This window comes from Bacillus sp. TL12 (assembly GCF_022625245.1).
GTDB lineage: Bacteria > Bacillota > Bacilli > Bacillales > Bacillaceae_G > Bacillus_A.
Map to the genome: position 1 here is coordinate 1 of NZ_JAJJBY010000267.1, position 241 is coordinate 241.

Below are 241 nucleotides of genomic sequence, written 5' to 3' on the forward strand. Positions count from 1 at the left end.
AATATCTTTTGGTATCGCTTCGTGCAGGAGAGGCAGGTAATCTTTTATCATGTATATGGCTTTGTATTCACTCAGTTCTTTTTTCTTCTTTCGCAGAAGCAATTCTCGCATTTGAAACATCGTAGAAGAACAAAGTAAGATGGCAATTAATTGGCCATACAAATGACACTCTAATCGCTCACGTTTCACCTTTTTACAATGATGAATCTGAAAAAACGATTTCCATGTTTTAAACAAAATT

Annotated in this window: 1 pseudogene; it reads right to left on the reverse strand. The window is 34.4% G+C overall.

Annotated features, from left to right (window positions below):
- A pseudogene (locus tag LOK41_RS28865) lies at positions 1-241 on the reverse strand (IS4 family transposase); the annotation flags it as partial.